We start from the raw sequence: 17449 nt of genomic DNA, 5'->3' as shown, positions 1-17449 counted from the left end.
TGAGGGGAAGGCCATGCAAAAGTTATCCACAGCCGTGAGTGCCGTACTGTTATTGAGTGCTAGCCAGGTGTACGCCGACGCCCGTTGCGAGACGGTAAAAATGGCCGACCCCGGCTGGAGCGACATTGCCGCCACCAACGCCATCACTGGTTTTTTACTGAGCGGCATGGGTTACAAGGCCAAGGTCGATACCCTGGCGGTGCCGATCACCTTTGGCGGGCTCAAGGACGGCCAGGTGGATGTGTTTATGGGGAACTGGATGCCGGCGCAGCAGGGCTTCTACGACAAGTTCGTGGCCAATGGCGACGTGGTGCAACTGGCGAAAAACCTCGAGGGCACCGAGTTCACCCTCGCGGTGCCGGACTATGTGTGGGAGGCCGGCGTGCGTGACTTTGCCGACCTGAATAAATTCGCCGACAAGTTCGACAAGAAGATCTACGGCATCGGCTCCGGCGCGCCGGCCAACCTGTCGCTGCAAGAGATCATCAAGAAAAACGACTTCGACCTCGGCCAGTGGAAGCTGATCGAATCCAGTGAGCAGGCGATGCTCGCCGAGGTGTCCAGGGCGGTGAAGCGCGAGCGTTTCGTCACCTTCCTCGGCTGGACGCCCCACCCGATGAACGTGCAGTTGAAGATGCGCTACCTCAAGGGCGGCGAAAAATACTTCGGCGACACCGGCAGCGTGTACACCCTGACTCGCAAGGGTTATGCACAAGCCTGCCCGAATGTGGCGAAACTGCTGGCCAACCTGACGTTTACCCAGGACATGGAAAACAGCATCATGGCCGAGGTGGCGAACAACAAGGTCAGTAATGCCGACGCGGCGAAGGCATGGATCAAGGCCAATCCGGCGGTGCTGGAGCAGTGGCTGGAGGGGGTCAAAACCCTGGATGGCCAGGAGGCATTGGCGGCGGTCAAGGCCAGGCTTTAACAGGGCCCGCACAAGACAGCGCCCACAGGGCAGTGTTTGTGCTGATACCCTGACTCAAACTTTTTTGACCTGAGCTGCCCAATGCCCCGGCCCCATACACTCTTCCCCTTCCTGCGCTGGCTGCCGCGCCAGACCCGCGCCAGCATTGGCCGGGATGCGCTGGTCGGCCTCAGCGGCGCGGTGCTGGCCTTGCCGCAATCCATCGCCTACGCCCTGATCGCCGGCCTGCCCCCCGAATACGGCTTGTATGCGGCAATCATCCCGGTGCTGATCGCCTGCCTGTGGGGTTCGTCCTGGCATTTGATCTGCGGTCCGACGGCGGCGATTTCCATCGTGCTCTACGCCAGCATCAGCCCGCTGGCGGTGCCGGGCTCGCAGGACTACATCACCCTGATTCTGTTACTGACCTTGCTTGCCGGTGTATTCCAATGGCTATTGGGCATATTGCGCTTTGGTGCGCTGGTCAATTTCGTCTCCCATTCCGTCGTCCTCGGCTTCACCCTCGGCGCGGCAGTGGTCATTGCCCTGGGCCAGTTGCCGAACCTGCTGGGGCTCGACCTGCCCAGCCAGGCCACGGCCATCAACAGCCTGCTGGCGCTGATCGACCACGGCGGCGAGTGGGATCGCCCGTCACTGGCCCTTGGCCTGGGCACCTTGCTGGTGGGCGTGCTGCTTAAATACTGCGTACCGCGCTGGCCGAGCTTGTTGATTGCCCTGGTCCTGGGCAGCCTGGCGACGTGGGTGTGGCCGGCGATGTTCGGGCATGTGGCGCGGGTCAGCTCATTTGTTGGCCAACTGCCGCCGTTCAGCCCGTTGCCGCTGGACCTGGACATGATCCTGCGCCTGCTACCCAGTGCCGTGGCGGTGGGCATGCTGGGGTTGGTGACCAGCCTGTCGATTGCCCGCTCGCTGTCTGCGCGCTCGCAACAACTGCTCGACGCCAATCAGGAAGTACGTGCCCAGGGGTTATCCAATATCGTCGGCGGATTTTTCTCCGGCTACCTGTCGGCCGGTTCCTTCACCCGCTCGGGCCTGAGTTACGAGGCGGGCGCCTGTTCGCCGCTGGCGGGGGTGTTTTCGGCGTTATGGGTGGCACTGTTTGCGCTGTTTGGCGCGGCGTTGATTGCGCATATCCCCATCCCGAGCATGGCCGCCAGCATTCTGCTGATCTGCTGGGGCCTGGTGGACCATCGTGGCATCCGCGCACTGTGGCGGGTCAGCCGTGCCGAGTGTGTGGTGATGGGCCTGACCTGCCTGGCTACCTTGCTGCTGGAGCTGCAAACGGCGATCTATGCCGGGGTGCTGGCATCGTTGTTCTTCTACCTCAAGCGCACCTCGCAGCCACGGGTCCAGCAATGGCGCGATGGGGAAGACGATGTGCTGCGGGTCGGTGGCTCGATCTTCTTTGGCGCCAGCCATTACCTGCAAGTGCGCTTGCAGCGCCTGCAAGGCCAGCGGGTGGTGATCGAGGCGCAGCAGATCAACTTTATCGACTATTCCGGGGTGGAGATGCTGCACCAGGAGGCGCGGCGATTGCGGGGCCTGGGGCGCAGCCTGACGTTGCGCCGGGCGCGGCCGCAAGTGGTGGAGGAGTTGAGGAAGCTGGAGGGGGCCGACAAGTGCCCGATCCTTTTCGAAGACTGACACGGTCAAAAACTGTAGGAGCTGGCTGGCCAGCTCCTACATTAGAATCAGTTAGCCGCCAGTTGTTTGCGCAGTTCAGCCAGCACCGGCGCCGAATCCGGCCGCACCCCGCGCCACAGGTAGAAGGCTTCCGCCGCCTGCTCCACCAGCATGCCCAAGCCATCCATTGCCACCGCCGCACCGTGTTCAGTGGCCCAGCGGCAGAATGCGGTCGGCTCCTTGGCGTACATCATGTCGTAGCAAAAGGTCTTGCCCGGTTCGACCAGGCTGCCGGCAATCGGCGGTACATCGCCTGACAGGCTGGCCGAAGTGGCGTTGATGATCAGGTCCACCGGTTCACTCAGCCAATCGAAACCGCTGGCAGACACCGGCCCCAGGTCATCGAACAGTTCGGCCAGCCGCTCGGCTTTTTCCACGGTGCGGTTGGCGATAACCAGCGAGGCCGGCTGTTGCGCCAGCAGTGGTTCCAGGGCGCCGCGTACCGCGCCGCCGGCACCGAGCAGCAGGATGCGCTTGCCCGCCAGGCTCAGGCCAGCGTTGACGGTCAAGTCGCGCACCAGGCCGGCGCCATCGGTGTTGTCGCCCAACAGACTGCCATCGGCCAGCTTGCTCAGGGTGTTCACCGCGCCTGCGCGCTGCGCACGCTCGGTCAGGGCGTTGGCCAGGCGGTAGGCCTCTTCCTTGAATGGCACGGTGACGTTGGCACCGCGCCCTTGCAGGAAAAATTCACGGGCACAGCCGGTGAAATCCTCGAGCGGCGCCAGCAGCGTGTTGTAGTCCAGCGCCTGGCCGGTCTGCTCGGCAAACAGGCGATGAATCAGCGGCGACTTGCTGTGGCCGATGGGGTTGCCGAACACCACATAACGATCCATCAGCTGGCCGCCTTGGGCGCAGCAAGGCCGAGCCAGTCACGGTCTTGCAGGAAGTAGTCGGTCAGGCGCGCTTCTTCGCTGCCGGCAATAGCCTTCCAGTCATAGCTCCAGCGCACTTGCGGTGGCAGCGACATCAGGATCGACTCGGTACGCCCGCCCGATTGCAGGCCGAACAGCGTGCCACGGTCGTAGACCAGGTTGAATTCCACGTAGCGCCCACGGCGGAATTCCTGGAACTGGCGCTGCTGCTCGGTGTAGGCCATCGCCTGGCGACGCTGGACGATCGGCAGGTAAGCGTCGATGTAGGCGTCGCCAATGGCGCGGATAAAGGCGAAGCAGGTGTCGAAGTCCCACTCGTTCAAGTCATCGAAGAACAGGCCGCCAATGCCCCGGGGCTCGTTGCGGTGCTTGATGTGGAAGTAGCTGTCGCACCAGGCCTTGTAGCGCGGGTACACGTCCGCGCCAAACGGCGCACAGGCCTGCTCGGCCACGCGGTGCCAGTGGATGCAGTCTTCTTCGTTGGCGTAGTAGGGCGTCAGGTCGAAGCCGCCACCGAACCACCACACCGGCTCTTCGCCTTCTTTCTCGGCGATGAAAAATCGCACGTTAGCGTGGGACGTCGGCACATGGGGGTTATGCGGGTGGATCACCAGGGATACGCCGAGGGCCTCAAAACCACGACCGGCGAGCTCCGGGCGGTGGGCACTGGCGGACGGTGGCAGGCCGCTGCCGAACACGTGGGAAAAGTTGACGCCGCCTTTTTCGATCACGCTCCCGTTCTCGATCACCCGCGTGCGGCCACCGCCGCCGGCTGGGCGGGTCCAGGCGTCTTCGATAAAGCGCGTATCGGCCTCGAAGGTTTCCAGGGCGCTGCAAATGCGGTCTTGCAGGTCGAGCAGGTAGGCTTTTACAGCCTCGGTGCGGGTAGTCATGGCATCACCTTGAATCGGGCAAAGCTACGCGAGGCCATTGGGCGTCGGCGGCAAAGGGCGCACAGGATACCACCGCGCCGGGCGCTGCCACAGTTGACGAAGATCAAGCATAAGAGTCCGATAGGAGCCTTTGGCGAAACAGACTTGAGGAGAGAGCAGATGGCCAAACGTATCCAGTTCAGCGCCCATGGCGGCCCCGAAGTACTTGAGTATGTGGACTACACGCCAGCGGAACCAGGCCCACAGCAGGTCCGGGTGCGGAACAAGGCCATTGGCCTGAACTTCATCGACACCTATTACCGCAGCGGCTTGTACGCACCGCCGGCCCTGCCCTCGGGCCTGGGCGCAGAAGGCGCTGGCGTGGTGGATGCGGTGGGCAGCGAAGTCAGCCAGTTCAAGGTCGGCGACCGCGTGGCCTACGGCAGCGGCCCGCTGGGTGCATACAGCGAGCTGCATGTGTTGCCGGCGGCCAACCTGGTGCACCTGCCGGACGCCATCAGCTTCGAGCAAGCCGCCGGCGCCATGCTCAAGGGCCTGACCGTGCAGTACCTGCTGCGCCAGACCTATGAGTTGAAAGGCGGCGAAACCATCCTGTTCCACGCCGCTGCCGGTGGCGTCGGCTCCCTGGCTTGCCAATGGGCCAAGGCCCTGGGCGTGAAGCTGATCGGGACGGTCAGTTCTCCGGAAAAAGCCGCCCTGGCCAAATCCCTCGGCGCCTGGGAAACCATCGACTACAGCCAGGAAAATGTCCCACAGCGGGTGCTGGAACTGACCGACGGCAAGAAGTGCCCGGTGGTGTACGACGGCGTCGGCAAGGACACCTGGCTCGCCTCGCTGGACAGCGTCGCGCCCCGTGGCCTGCTGGTGAGTTTCGGCAATGCGTCGGGCGCGGTGGAGGGGGTGAACCTGGGTATTCTGGCCGCCAAAGGCTCGCTGTATGTCACCCGGCCAACACTGGCGACCTACGCCAATACGCCACAGAACCTGCAGGCCATGGCTGACGATCTGTTTGGCATGATCGAAAGCGGCAAGGTGCGCATTGATATCAACCAGCGGTATTCCCTGGCGGACGCGGCGAAGGCGCAGGTGGAGTTGTCGGGGCGGCGGACGACGGGGTCGACCATTCTGTTGCCATAGGATCTCGGTGGTTTGGCAGACCGCTATCGCGGGCAAGCCCGCTCCCACATTCGAGCGCATTCCCATGCTGGAAATCGGTCGAATGTGGGAGCGAGCTTGCTCGCGATAGCCACGCCTGGGTCTCAGGACGGGCGCCGAACCTCGCCCGTCGCCAGATCCCGAATCAAACTAGGGTTCTTGCGCCCACCCAGGCGCCCACCCAGCACCAGGTCTACCTGCCCCCGGAAATACTGCTCTACCCGGATCCGCGTGCGCGCCGCCGGCCGGCCCTGGGGGTTGGCCGAGGTGGAGATCAGTGGCCCCACCAGCGAACACAAATCCCGCACCAGCGGGTGATCAGTGACCCGCAACGCTACCGTGTCGTGCTTACCGGTAATCCATTCAGGCAGCAGGTCCTGGTGGGGGACCAGCCAGGTGTTGGGCCCCGGCCAGGTACTGGCCATGCGGTCGATCCAGGTGTCCGGGAAGTCTTCGAATAGAAAATCGAATTGCCGGATATTGTCGGCGACCAGGATCAAGCCCTTATCCACCGAGCGGCCCTTGATCGCCAGCAGGCGATCTACCGCTTCTTCGTTCCACGGGTCGCAGCCCAGGCCCCACACAGCCTCGGTCGGATAGGCAATCACCGCGCCAGCGCGAACTTCTCGTGCGGCTTGTTGCACACGCCACCTGTTGACCATTACTCACTCTCCGGACTAAAGCTCTGCGCAGTTTACCGATCTTCGTAACAAAACCTAACTGCGCGCGAGCCAGCGGCCGCTTTCACAGATCACCCGGCCCTCCAGCTCCAGTTCGGTAAGGCTCACCAACACCTGGGACAGGCTTTGCCCGCTGGCAATGGCCAAACTTTCACTGGTCTGGGGCGCCGCGTGCAGCAGCGCCACCAGCGGGTGGGTCACCGCCACCGGCGCGGGCCGCGACAACGCCTGCCAGCCGCGCAACCCTTCAAGAATGTGTTCGATGGTTTCCACCAACACCGCACCGTCACGGATCAACTGATGGCAGCCCCGGGCCCCCGGATGATGAATCGAGCCCGGTATCGCATACACCTCGCGCCCCTGCTCGGCGGCCAGCCGCGCGGTAATCAGCGAGCCGCTGGCCACGCTGGCTTCCACCACCAGCACGCCCAGGGACAGACCACTGATAATGCGGTTGCGTCGTGGGAAGTTTCCAGCCTGGGGGCCGGCGTCCAGCGGAAACTCGGAAACCACCGCGCTGCCCTGGGCAATCATCGCCTCGGCGAGCCGGCGGTGGCGCTGTGGATAAAAATTTTCCAGGCCGGTGCCCAGCACCCCGATAGTCTGCCCCCCGACATCTAATGCCGCCTGGTGGGCCGCCCCATCAATTCCCAGGGCCAACCCACTGGTGATGACAAAACCGGCGCTCGCCAGGTTGCGGGAAAAGGCTGCCGCCGTGTCCATTCCGGGGCGCGAAGCGCGTCGGCTGCCGACCATGGCCAACTGCGGTTTTTCCAGGATCGCGGGCGTGCCGGCCACGAACAACAACGGCGGCGCATCGTCCAGTTCGGCCAGCAAGGCTGGGTAGTCGGGCTGGTCCCACATCAACAAATGCTGGGCCGGGCGCTCTAGCCAGGCCAATGCGGCGCTGGCGCCATCACGCACTTGCGCACTGCGCCGGGCTTCGGCGCAGGCCGCCGGCAACCCCAGGGAGCGCCAGGCACTGGCTGGCGCGCCGATGGCTTTTGAGGCGCAGCCAAAGGCCTCGATCAATGTTTTAAAACGCCTTGGCCCCAACTCCGGCATACGGTGCAAACGCAGGCGGGCTTCGAGCTCGGCAGGGGAAATATCCGGGGTATGAATGACTGACATATGATCATCCTTGATCAGGAACAAGCTGTGGATAACTCTGTTGGTAACTTCTTTAGCAGGCTAATTATTGCAACTGGTTATTGCCGCCCAACCGGGCCGCCTGTTTTGAAGACGAGTAGCGATTTCCTCATGGGGGCAATCTCCTTTATTATGTGGGTTCGCGTGAAATGCCTGGCCTTCGCGGCCTGCGAGCGTTTCACACCGGCCGTGCGGGTGTCCCGACGCCGATTTGCCTTTACCTCACATGTGCAGCAATTACGCTTATGGCTATTTTGAACATCCTCGAATTTCCGGACTCGCGCCTGCGCACTATCGCCAAACCGGTGGCCGTAGTGGACGACAAGGTTCGTCAGTTGGTCGATGACATGTTTGAAACAATGTATGAAGCACCGGGCATCGGCCTCGCCGCGACCCAGGTCAACGTGCACCTGCGCGTGGTGGTCATGGACCTGTCCGAAGACCGCAGCGAACCGAGGGTGTACATCAACCCGGAGTTCGAGCCGTTGACCGACGAGATGGGCGAATACCAGGAAGGCTGCCTGTCGGTGCCGGAGTTCTACGAGAACGTCGAGCGCCCGCTACGCGTCAAGATCAAGGCCCTGGACCGCGATGGCAAACCCTTCGAGCTGATTGCCGAAGGCCTGTTGGCGGTGTGCATCCAGCATGAGTGCGACCACCTCAACGGCAAGCTGTTTGTCGATTACCTGTCCACGCTCAAACGCGACCGGATCAAGAAGAAACTGGAAAAGAAGCATCGCCAGCAAGCTTGATTCCCTTCTTTCAAAGGCTTGCTCCGGCAAGCCTTTTTCTTTTGTGAGACGTTTCCCATGACCGAGCCACTGCGCATCGTTTTTGCCGGCACCCCTGAATTTGCCGCCGAACACCTCAAGGCCCTGCTTGCCAGCCCTTATGAAATCGTCGCGGTGTACACCCAGCCGGATCGCCCGGCCGGCCGTGGGCAAAAACTGATGCCCAGCCCGGTCAAGCAGCTTGCCCTGGAACACGGCATTGTCGTGCTGCAACCGCCAACCCTGCGCAATGCCGAGGCCCAGGCTGAACTGGCCGCGCTGCAGCCGGACCTGCTGGTGGTGGTGGCCTACGGCCTGATCCTCCCCCAGGCGGTGCTGGATATCCCGCGCCTGGGCTGCATCAACAGCCATGCCTCGCTGCTGCCGCGCTGGCGCGGTGCGGCGCCGATCCAGCGCGCGGTGCAAGCCGGTGACGCCGAAAGCGGCGTGACCGTGATGCGCATGGAAGCCGGCCTGGACACCGGGCCGATGCTGCTCAAGGTCACCACGCCCATCACCGCACAGGACACCGGCGGCAGCCTGCACGACCGCCTGGCGGAGATGGGCCCGCCTGCGGTGGTAGAGGCGATTGCCGGTCTCGCTGCTGGCACCTTGCAGGGTGAAGCGCAGGACGACAGCCTCGCCACCTACGCCCACAAGCTGAACAAGGACGAAGCACGCATCGACTGGAGCCGCCCGGCCGTGGAGCTGGAGCGCCTGGTACGCGCCTTCAACCCGTGGCCGATCTGCCACAGCACCCTCAATGGCGAAGCCTTGAAAGTCCTCGCCGCCACCCTGGCCGAAGGCAGCGGCGCCCCCGGTGAAATCATCGGCGCCAGCAAGGAAGGCCTGCTGGTGGCCTGCGGCGAACAGGCACTGTGTCTGACCCGTCTGCAATTGCCCGGTGGCAAGGCGCTGAACTTCAGTGATTTGTTCAACAGCCGTCGTGAGAAATTTGCCCCCGGCATCATCCTCGGAGTGGACGCTTGATGAACCCGCGTTTGGCCGCCGCCAAGGCCCTGGCCGCCGTGCTCAATGGCAAGGCCTCCCTGAACAGCTCGTTGCCGGTGCAACTGGATAAAGTCGAAGACCGTGATCGCGGCTTCACCCAGGACTTGGCCTTTGGCACCGCCCGCTGGCAGCCGCGTCTGTCGGCGCTGGCGGCCAAGCTGCTGCAAAAGCCGTTCAAGGCCGCCGATGCCGACGTCGAGGCGTTGCTGCTGGTGGGGCTGTACCAATTGCTCTACAGCCGGGTGCCGGCCCACGCCGCCATCGGCGAAACCGTAGGCTGCGCCGACAAGCTGAAAAAGCCCTGGGCCAAGGCCTTGCTCAATGCCGTGCTGCGCCGCGCCCAGCGCGAAAGCGAGGGGTTGCTGGCCGAGCTCGAACACGACCCGGTAGTGCGCACTGCGCACCCGCGCTGGCTGCAAAAATCCCTCAAGGCGTTCTGGCCAGAGCAGTGGGAAGCCATCTGCGCTGCCAACAATGCCCACCCGCCAATGATTCTGCGGGTCAATCGTCGCCATCACAGCCGCGATGCCTATCTCCAATTACTGGCAGAGGCCGGCATCAATGCCAGCGCCTGTGTGTACAGCCAGGACGGCATCGTGCTGGAGACCGCAGGCGATGTGCGCAGCCTGCCAGGCTTTGCCGAAGGCTGGATCAGCGTGCAGGACGAAGCCGCGCAACTGGCCGCCGACCTGCTTGACCTGGCGCCGGGCCAACGGGTGCTGGACGCCTGCTGCGCGCCGGGCGGCAAGACCTGCCACATCATGGAAGTCGAGCCCGGCCTGGCCGGCGTCGTCGCCGTCGACCTGGAAGCCAAGCGCCTGGTACGCGTGCGCGAAAACCTTGCGCGCCTGGGCCTGGACGCCGAGCTGATTGCCGCCGATGGACGCGACACCGCCACCTGGTGGGATGGCAAGCCGTTCCAGCGCATCCTGCTGGACGCGCCATGTTCCGCCACCGGCGTGATCCGCCGCCATCCGGATATCAAGCTGACCCGCCAACCCGACGACATCGCCGCCCTGGCTGTGCTGCAAGGCGAGTTGCTGGACGCGTTGTGGCCGACGCTGGAGGTCGGTGGCATCCTGCTCTACGCCACCTGCTCGACGTTGCCGACCGAAAACACCGAAGTGATCAAAGCCTTCCTCGCCCGCACCAGCGGCGCGCGGGAGTTGGACATTGCCACCACCGCCGGCATCAAGCAGCCCCACGGCCGCCAGTTGCTCGCGCAGGAAGGCGGGCACGATGGCTTCTATTACGCCAAGCTGATCAAGATTGCCGCTGCACGCGGCTGAATGATTTTTAAGGGAGTGACCGGATGAAGATCATCATCCTCGGAGCAGGGCAGGTCGGCGGTACGCTGGCCGAGCACCTGGCCAGTGAAGCCAACGACATTACTGTGGTCGACACCGACGCCGAACGCCTGCGTGGCCTGGGTGACCGCCTGGATATCCGCACGGTCCAGGGCCGCGCCTCGTTCCCCACTGTGTTGCGTCAGGCCGGTGCCGACGATGCCGACATGCTGGTGGCGGTGACCAACAGTGACGAGACCAACATGGTCGCCTGCCAGGTCGCTCACACCCTGTTCCACACCCCGACCAAGATCGCCCGGGTGCGTGAAGCGGCCTATCTGACCCGCGCCGGGCTGTTCGACAACGACGCGATTCCGGTGGACGTGCTGATCAGCCCGGAGCAGGTGGTCACCCACTACATCAAGCGCCTGATCGAAATCCCCGGTGCGCTGCAGGTGATCGACTTTGCCGAAGGCAAGGCGCAACTGGTGGCGGTCAAGGCCTACTACGGCGGGCCGCTGGTGGGCCAGCAACTGCGCCAGCTGCGCGAACATATGCCGAATGTGGAAACCCGCGTAGCCGCGATTTTCCGCCGCGACCGGCCGATCCTGCCCCAGGGCGACACGGTGATCGAAGCCGACGACGAAGTCTTCTTCATCGCCGCCAAGGCCAATATCCGTGCCGTGATGAGCGAAATGCGCCGGCTCGACGAGAGCTACAAGCGCATTGTCATCGCCGGCGGCGGGCAGATTGGCGAACGCCTGGCCGAGGCCATCGAAAGCCGCTACCAGGTGAAGATCATCGAGATGAACGCGGCGCGCTGCCGCTACTTGTCCGATACCCTCGACAGCACCGTGGTGCTGCAAGGCAGTGCGTCGGATCGTGACCTGCTGATGGAAGAAAATATCGCCGACGCGGATATCTTCCTGGCCCTGACCAACGATGACGAGGCCAACATCATGTCATCGCTGCTGGCCAAGCGGCTGGGGGCGAAGAAGGTGATGACCATCATCAACAACCCGGCCTATGTGGACCTGATCCAGGGCGGCGACATCGACATTGCCATCAGCCCGCAACTGGCCACCATCGGCACCTTGCTGGCCCACGTGCGGCGCGGCGATATCGTCAGCGTGCACTCATTGCGGCGCGGCGCGGCGGAAGCCATCGAGGCGATTGCCCATGGTGACTCCAAGTCGAGCAAGGTGATCGGCCGGGCGATTCGCGATATCGGCTTGCCACCGGGCACCACCATTGGCGCGATCATCCGCGATGAAGAAGTGATCATCGCCCATGACGACACGGTAATCGCCACGGGTGACCATGTGATTCTGTTCCTGGTGGATAAAAAACATATCCGCGATGTGGAGAAGCTGTTCCACGTGGGGTTGAGCTTTTTCTGATCTGACGGAGAGACCGACATGCTCGAATCCCTGGAAAAAATGCTCGCCAAGGGTGTGGATAACTCGCTGCTGCGCTTTGGCTTGGGCAAGGGTTACCTGGACCTGAAAGACAACGCCAAGGCGGCCGAGCATTTGCAGAGGTGCGTCGGGTTTGACCCGAAGTATTCGGCGGCGTGGAAGCTGCTGGGCAAGGCACACGCTGCGCTGGGCGATACAAGCGCAGCACGCCAGGCATGGGAGCAGGGGATTACAGCGGCCCAGGCCCACGGCGACAAGCAGGCCGAGAAAGAGATGACGGTGTTCCTGAAGAAACTCGACCGCCAAGCCTGAATGGAGATCACAAATGTGGGAGCGGGCTTGCTCGCGAATGCGGTGTATCAGCTACACATTCAGTGACTGAGACTCTGCATTCGCGAGCAAGCCCGCTCCCACATTGGTTTTGCATCGACCTTGAGTCAGTCGCGAATCAGTACCAACGCGCCTCGCCTGGCGGGCGTTTCTTGAAGCGCTTCATGCTCCACATGTACTGGCTCGGGTAGGCGCCGACATAACGCTCCACCACCTTGCTCATCGCCGCGCAGGAGGTGGCCGTGTCGGTGCTGTACATGTCTTCCGGCGCCGCTTCCAGGATCACTTTGTAGCCCGAGCCGTCCGGCAGCCGCAGGGCATGCAGGAACACACCCACCGCCTTATGGCCGGCGAGCATGTTCGGCACGAACTTGCTGGTCAGCGCCTGGGTGGCGAAGAACGGTACGAAAATCCCGGCCGATTCCGCCGGCTCCGGATCTGCAGGAATCCCCACCTGGCCGCCCTTGCGCACTTCCTTGATCACGCTGAGGATGCCTTCCTTGGTCGACGCCGCCACTCGGTTGCCCAGTTGCACGCGTTGCTTGCGCAGCAGGTCATCCACTGCCTTGAGCTTGGGCGGGCGGTAGAAAATGATCGGTTTGCACTGGCTGCAATAGAAGTGGTTCAACACTTCCCAGTTGCCCAGGTGGCTGGTGATGCCGACCACGCCTTTGCCCGAGGCCAAGGCTTGCTGCAGCACTTCCAGGCCTTCGACTTCGCGCACCAGGTCGATGGAGCGCTGGGCCGGCCAGATCCAGGCGCAGGCGCTTTCGGTCAGGGACTTGCCGATATCCATCAGGCTCTGGCCCACCAGGCGCTCACGCTCGGCCGGGTCCATGTCCGGGAAACACTTGGAGAGGTTGATCCGCACCGTGTCGCGGGAGCGGTTGGGGGTTTTCCACATGATCCAGCCAATCGCCGAACCCACGGCTTGCACAGCGCGCCAGGGCAGCAGGGCAAACAATCGCAGAGCGCCTACCAGCAAGGCGCCTTTTAACTTTTCCACAGGTCACTCCTGATCGTGTGTGGTGCGCAAAGCGGCCATTCTAACCGGCGTTGACCAAGTCCGCGTAACGGTCGCAGTCCTGGGTGTGGTCCATGACCATGCCTGAGGCCTGCATGAACGCGTAGCAGATAGTCGGGCCGACGAACGTAAAACCGGCTTTCTTGAGGGCTTTGCTCATGGCTTCGGCCTCTGGCGTAATCGCCGGGACCTGGCTGCGATCCTTGAAATGATTGACCTTGGGCACGCCGCCGACAAACGACCAGAGCAACCCCACCGGATCCTCCAGCGCCAGCCAGGCCGCGGCATTGCGCCGGGTGGCATTGAGTTTCAAGCGGTTGCGCACAATGCCTGGGTCGAGCATCAACTGCTCGATCTCGGCATCGCTCAACTGCGCCAGGCGCTTTGGATCAAAACCGAACAAGACCTTTCGATAATGCTCGCGTTTGCGTAAAACGGTGATCCAGGACAGGCCCGCCTGGAACCCTTCGAGCAAAAGCAACTCGAACAAACCCTGCGCATCGCGCAGCGGCGTTCCCCACTCTTGATCGTGATAAGCCATGTACAGCGGATCTTCAGAACACCAAAAGCAGCGTGGCATAAGGCTCCAGGGAGTGGTGGCGGGGCCGAATCGGGTATACTCCCGCCCTTTAAATCGCAGCCCAAGTAACAGGTGAATTTTGTGAGCCAGCCTACGCCAGCCGTGCGTACCTTCCAAGACTTGATCCTCGCCCTCCAGCAATACTGGGCCGAGCAAGGTTGTGTGGTACTTCAGCCCTACGATATGGAAGTAGGCGCCGGCACTTTCCACACCGCAACATTCCTGCGGGCCATCGGCCCGGAAACCTGGAACGCCGCTTATGTGCAGCCCAGTCGTCGCCCGACTGACGGCCGCTACGGCGAAAACCCCAACCGCCTGCAGCACTACTATCAGTTCCAGGTCGTCCTCAAGCCAAACCCGGACAACTTCCAGGAGCTGTACCTGGGCTCGCTGAAACATGTCGGCCTGGACCCGCTGGTCCACGACATTCGTTTCGTCGAAGACAACTGGGAGTCGCCAACGCTCGGCGCCTGGGGCCTGGGCTGGGAAGTCTGGCTCAACGGCATGGAAGTCACGCAGTTCACTTACTTCCAGCAAGCGGGCGGCATCGAGTGCTACCCGGTGACCGGCGAGATCACTTACGGTCTCGAGCGCCTGGCCATGTACCTACAAGGCGTGGACTCGGTCTACGACCTGGTGTGGGCTGACGGCCCGTTCGGCAAAGTGACCTACGGCGATGTGTTCCACCAGAACGAAGTGGAGCAGTCGACCTACAACTTCGAACACGCCAACGTCGAGAAGCTGTTCGAACTGTTCGACTTCTACGAAAGCGAAGCCAAGCGCCTGATCGAACTGGATCAGCCGCTGCCGTTGCCGAGCTACGAAATGGTCCTGAAGGCATCCCACACCTTCAACCTGCTGGACGCCCGCCGTGCCATCTCGGTAACTGCGCGCCAGCAATACATCCTGCGTGTACGCACCCTGGCGCGTTCCGTCGCCCAAGCCTACCTGCTGGCTCGCGCCAAGCTGGGCTTCCCGATGGCAACCCCGGACCTGCGTGATGAAGTGTTGGCTAAGCTGGAGGCTGCACAATGAGTGCTCAAGATTTCCTGGTTGAACTGGGCACCGAAGAGCTGCCACCCAAGGCCCTGAACACCCTGGCCGATGCATTTTTGGCCGGTATCGAAAAAGGCCTGCAGACTGCCGGCCTGAAGTTTGAAGCCAAGAAGGTCTACGCCGCGCCACGTCGCCTGGCGGTATTGCTGACCGCGCTGGAAACCCAGCAGCCGGACCGCAACATCAACCTCGACGGCCCGCCACGCCAGGCCGCTTTCGATGCCGAAGGCAACCCGACCCAGGCAGCCCTTGGTTTTGCCAAGAAGTGTGGCGTCGAGCTGAGCGAGATCGACCAGAGCGGCCCGAAACTGCGTTTCAGCCAGGTCATCAAGGGCAAGCCAACCGCCAGCCTGTTGCCGACCATCGTTGAAGATTCCCTCAATGACCTGCCGATCCCCAAGCGCATGCGCTGGGGTGCACGCAAGGAAGAATTCGTACGTCCGACCCAATGGTTGGTGATGCTGCTCGGTGATCAAGTCATCGACTGCACTATCCTGGCCCAGAAGGCCGGCCGCGACTCCCGTGGCCACCGCTTCCACCACCCGGAAAACGTGCGCATCACTTCGCCGGCCAACTACCTCAACGACCTGCGTGCAGCCTATGTGCTGGCGGATGCCAACGAGCGTCGCGAGCTGATCAGCAAGCGCACCGAAGAGCTGGCCCGCCTGCAGGAAGGCACGGCCATCGTGCCGCCAAGCCTGCTCGACGAAGTGACCGCGCTGGTTGAATGGCCGGTACCGCTGGTGTGCTCGTTCGAAGAGCGCTTCCTCGATGTGCCGCAAGAAGCCCTGATCACCACCATGCAGGACAACCAGAAGTATTTCTGCCTGCTGGATGTGGACGGCAAGTTGCTGCCGCGCTTTATCACCGTGGCCAACATCGAGAGCAAGGACCCGCAGCAGATCATCGCCGGTAACGAGAAAGTCGTGCGCCCGCGCCTGACTGACGCCGAGTTCTTCTTCAAGCAAGACAAGAAGCAGAAGCTCGAAGACTTCAACCTGCGCCTGCAGAACGTGGTGTTCCAAGAGAAGCTGGGCAGCGTCTACGACAAGGCTGTGCGGGTTTCCAAGCTGGCGGCCTACATCGCGCCACGCATTGGCGGCGACGCCACCCTGGCGGCACGTGCGGGCCTGCTGTGCAAATGCGACCTGGCTACCGAGATGGTCGGCGAGTTCCCGGAAATGCAAGGCGTTGCCGGTTACTACTACGCGCTCAATGACGGCGAGCCTGAAGACGTCGCCCTGGCCCTGAACGAGCAGTACATGCCGCGCGGTGCTGGCGCCGAGCTGCCGACCACCCTGACCGGTGCCGCGGTGGCCATCGCTGACAAGCTGGACACCCTGGTCGGTATCTTCGGCATCGGCATGTTGCCGACCGGCAGCAAAGACCCGTATGCCCTGCGCCGTGCGGCCCTGGGCGTGCTGCGCATCCTGATCGACAAGCAGTTGGACCTCGACCTGACCCAGGCCGTGGTATTTGCCGTCGGCCAGTTTGGTAGCAAGGTCAAGCAAGCCGGCCTGGCCGAGCAAGTGCTGGAGTTCGTATTCGACCGTCTGCGTGCGCGCTATGAAGACGAAGGCGTGGACGTTTCCGTCTACCTGTCGGTACGTGCCCTGCAACCAGGCTCGGCACTGGACTTCGACCAGCGTGTGCAAGCCGTACAAGCGTTCCGCAAGCTGCCGGAAGCCGACGCCCTGGCCGCCGTGAACAAGCGCGTGTCGAACCTGCTGAGCAAGGCCGAAGGCCTGGGCAATGCGGATGTCGACCCTGGCCTGTTTGCCGATGCCAAGGAGTTCTCGCTGAACTCGGCTATCGCCAAGGCAGAAAACGCCGTGAAGCCGCTGATCGCCGAGCGCAACTACGCCGAAGCACTGGCGCGCCTGGCCACCTTGCGTGAGCCGGTGGATGCGTTCTTCGAAGCGGTGATGATCAATGCCGAAGATGCCAGCGTGCGGAAAAACCGCTACGCCATGCTGGCGCGCCTGCGCGGCTTGTTCGTCAATATCGCTGACATTTCGACGCTGAGCTGATCATGTTGAAACTGCTGATTCTCGATCGGGACGGGGTGATCAACTACGACTCCGACGCTTACATCAAGTCGGTGGAGGAGTGGATCCCACTGCCCGGCTCGATCGAGGCCATCGCGCAGTTGAGCAAGGCCGGCTGGACGGTAGCCATTGCTACCAACCAGTCCGGCATTGCCCGCGGCTACTACGACATCGCCACCCTGGACGCCATGCATGCGCGCCTGCGCGCGTTGGTGGCGGAGCAGGGCGGTGAGGTGGGGCTGGTGGTGTACTGCCCCCACGGGCCGGATGAGGGCTGCGATTGCCGCAAACCCAAGCCTGGCATGTTGAAAATCATTTCAGAACATTACAAGGTGCCCCTGGCTGGGATATGGTTCGTCGGGGACAGTCTCGGTGACCTGGAGGCGGCCAAAGCCGTCGACTCTCAGCCAGTTTTGGTAAAGACCGGGAAAGGCGACAAGACCCAGGCGAAAAACCTGCCGGTAGGCACCTTGATTTTTGACGATCTGGCGGCGGTTGCCGCAGAACTTATCAACAACTAGTCGCCCTCGACTTCCTGACCAAGGATTGTTCGGGAGTGCACT

Annotated in this window: 18 protein-coding genes; 12 read left to right on the top strand and 6 right to left on the bottom strand. The window is 62.7% G+C overall.

All coding sequences use genetic code 11. The features are described 5' to 3' along the window. Positions 1–13: 13 nt before the first annotated feature. Positions 14–931, top strand: coding sequence for a choline ABC transporter substrate-binding protein (choX, locus tag K1X80_RS01345; RefSeq protein ID WP_186625704.1), 918 nt, complete (start codon positions 14–16; stop codon positions 929–931). An 81-nt stretch (positions 932–1012) separates the two neighbouring features. Beyond that, a complete protein-coding gene (locus tag K1X80_RS01340) occupies positions 1013–2575 on the top strand; it encodes a SulP family inorganic anion transporter (RefSeq protein WP_057957882.1) in 1563 nt (520 codons plus the stop codon). Between the two features lie 47 nt (positions 2576–2622). Here K1X80_RS01340 and aroE read toward each other — a convergent pair whose 3' ends face one another. Together aroE and hemF are read right to left on the bottom strand one after the other, a co-directional pair. Beyond that, entirely contained in the window at positions 2623–3447 is an 825-nt protein-coding gene (gene aroE / locus K1X80_RS01335) for a shikimate dehydrogenase (protein ID WP_057439279.1), read from the bottom strand. Then, a complete protein-coding gene (gene hemF / locus K1X80_RS01330) occupies positions 3447–4379 on the bottom strand; it encodes an oxygen-dependent coproporphyrinogen oxidase (protein WP_057957881.1) in 933 nt (310 codons plus the stop codon). Before hemF ends, aroE begins: the two co-directional genes overlap by 1 nt. 159 nt (positions 4380–4538) lie before the next feature. Between hemF and K1X80_RS01325 the strand changes: the two genes are divergently transcribed. Further along, the gene (locus K1X80_RS01325; protein ID WP_057439281.1) at positions 4539–5516 is read left to right on the top strand and encodes an NADPH:quinone reductase; all 978 of its coding nucleotides are present in this window, start codon (positions 4539–4541) and stop codon (positions 5514–5516) included. Between the two features lie 122 nt (positions 5517–5638). Here K1X80_RS01325 and K1X80_RS01320 read toward each other — a convergent pair whose 3' ends face one another. Together K1X80_RS01320 and dprA are read right to left on the bottom strand one after the other, a co-directional pair. Continuing rightward, on the bottom strand, positions 5639–6196 hold the full coding sequence (locus K1X80_RS01320) for an L-threonylcarbamoyladenylate synthase (protein WP_057957880.1): 558 nt from the start codon (positions 6194–6196) through the stop codon (positions 5639–5641). Between the two features lie 54 nt (positions 6197–6250). Continuing rightward, positions 6251–7345, bottom strand: a complete 1095-nt coding sequence (gene dprA / locus K1X80_RS01315; protein WP_128593094.1) for a DNA-processing protein DprA — start codon at positions 7343–7345, stop codon at positions 6251–6253. Here dprA and K1X80_RS01310 point away from each other — a divergent pair, their 5' ends adjacent. The 6 genes from K1X80_RS01310 to K1X80_RS01285 are packed head-to-tail and all read left to right on the top strand — an operon-like array spanning position 7346 to position 12160. Then, entirely contained in the window at positions 7346–7621 is a 276-nt protein-coding gene (locus K1X80_RS01310) for a hypothetical protein (RefSeq protein WP_128593095.1), read from the top strand. After that, a complete protein-coding gene (def, locus tag K1X80_RS01305) occupies positions 7609–8115 on the top strand; it encodes a peptide deformylase (RefSeq protein ID WP_005783383.1) in 507 nt (168 codons plus the stop codon). Before K1X80_RS01310 ends, def begins: the two co-directional genes overlap by 13 nt. Positions 8116–8172: 57 nt before the next feature. Next, entirely contained in the window at positions 8173–9123 is a 951-nt protein-coding gene (gene fmt, locus K1X80_RS01300) for a methionyl-tRNA formyltransferase (protein ID WP_115127075.1), read from the top strand. After that, positions 9123–10433: a 16S rRNA (cytosine(967)-C(5))-methyltransferase RsmB gene (rsmB, locus tag K1X80_RS01295; RefSeq protein WP_220172619.1), complete on the top strand. Its 1311-nt coding sequence runs from the start codon at positions 9123–9125 to the stop codon at positions 10431–10433. The genes fmt and rsmB overlap by 1 nt, the downstream gene beginning before the upstream one ends. A 23-nt stretch (positions 10434–10456) precedes the next feature. Next, on the top strand, positions 10457–11830 hold the full coding sequence (gene trkA / locus K1X80_RS01290) for a Trk system potassium transporter TrkA (RefSeq protein WP_057957876.1): 1374 nt from the start codon (positions 10457–10459) through the stop codon (positions 11828–11830). Positions 11831–11848: 18 nt separating this feature from the next. Further along, complete coding sequence (locus K1X80_RS01285) at positions 11849–12160, top strand: tetratricopeptide repeat protein (RefSeq protein ID WP_128593096.1); 312 nt, start codon at positions 11849–11851, stop codon at positions 12158–12160. Between the two features lie 136 nt (positions 12161–12296). Here K1X80_RS01285 and K1X80_RS01280 read toward each other — a convergent pair whose 3' ends face one another. Then, positions 12297–13184 carry a lysophospholipid acyltransferase gene (locus K1X80_RS01280; protein ID WP_057439284.1) on the bottom strand — a complete coding sequence of 296 codons (888 nt, stop codon included), beginning with the start codon at positions 13182–13184 and terminating at the stop codon, positions 12297–12299. A 40-nt stretch (positions 13185–13224) separates the two neighbouring features. Continuing rightward, complete coding sequence (locus K1X80_RS01275) at positions 13225–13782, bottom strand: DNA-3-methyladenine glycosylase I (RefSeq protein WP_057439285.1); 558 nt, start codon at positions 13780–13782, stop codon at positions 13225–13227. 81 nt (positions 13783–13863) lie between these two features. Here K1X80_RS01275 and glyQ point away from each other — a divergent pair, with 81 nt between their 5' ends. From glyQ to gmhB, 3 genes are read left to right on the top strand one after another with little or no spacing between them, the layout of a single operon-like run. Next, positions 13864–14817 (top strand): glycine--tRNA ligase subunit alpha, encoded by a 954-nt coding sequence (gene glyQ, locus K1X80_RS01270; RefSeq protein WP_003213601.1) that lies wholly within the window; start codon positions 13864–13866, stop codon positions 14815–14817. Then, positions 14814–16868, top strand: coding sequence for a glycine--tRNA ligase subunit beta (gene glyS / locus K1X80_RS01265; RefSeq protein ID WP_057439286.1), 2055 nt, complete (start codon positions 14814–14816; stop codon positions 16866–16868). Before glyQ ends, glyS begins: the two co-directional genes overlap by 4 nt. Beyond that, positions 16868–17407 carry a D-glycero-beta-D-manno-heptose 1,7-bisphosphate 7-phosphatase gene (gene gmhB / locus K1X80_RS01260; protein ID WP_169960480.1) on the top strand — a complete coding sequence of 180 codons (540 nt, stop codon included), beginning with the start codon at positions 16868–16870 and terminating at the stop codon, positions 17405–17407. The genes glyS and gmhB overlap by 1 nt, the downstream gene beginning before the upstream one ends. Positions 17408–17449 lie beyond the last annotated feature (42 nt).

It is taken from the genome of Pseudomonas sp. So3.2b (assembly GCF_019464415.1).
In the GTDB taxonomy this organism is placed as follows: domain Bacteria; phylum Pseudomonadota; class Gammaproteobacteria; order Pseudomonadales; family Pseudomonadaceae; genus Aquipseudomonas; species Aquipseudomonas shahriarae.
Note: the sequence above shows the minus strand (reverse complement) of the source record. Positions and strands in the feature narration are given on the sequence as shown.